The sequence below is a fragment of the Bacillus sp. MM2020_4 genome, assembly GCF_011250555.1.
GTDB lineage: Bacteria > Bacillota > Bacilli > Bacillales > Cytobacillaceae > Neobacillus.
In genome coordinates this window covers 1-367 of record NZ_JAANMZ010000123.1, presented here as the reverse complement: position 1 = coordinate 367, position 367 = coordinate 1, and the positions used below count along the sequence as shown (strand labels likewise).

The following is a 367-nucleotide window of genomic DNA, read 5'->3' as shown; positions in this document are numbered from 1 at the left end:
CAGCAGAAGATCGTTACACCAAAGCTGGTGGCGAAGAAACTGCCGCGGAATATAAAGCGGTAGAAAAGGCAAAAGCAGAACTAGAAGCAGCTCTTGCAGAAGACCCGCAGGATACGAAAAAAATCAAAGAAGCCACAAAAGCGTTAACAGAAGTGGTCAAAGCATTGAATAAGTCTAGCAAAGCGAAAGAATTAAGCAATGCAATTGCGGTTGCAGAAGAAGCGAAGAAACAAGCAGAAGCAGCAGAAGATCGTTACACCAAAGCTGGTGGCGAAGAAACTGCCGCGGAATATAAAGCGGTAGAAAAGGCAAAAGCAGAACTAGAAGCAGCTCTTGCAGAAGACCCGCAGGATACGAAAAAAATCAA

Annotated in this window: 1 protein-coding gene; it reads left to right on the top strand. The window is 44.7% G+C overall.

Annotated elements, in window-relative coordinates; genetic code table 11:
• Positions 1 to 367 (top strand): hypothetical protein (locus tag G6554_RS25415; RefSeq protein WP_207627758.1); only part of this gene is annotated, 367 nt, incomplete at both ends.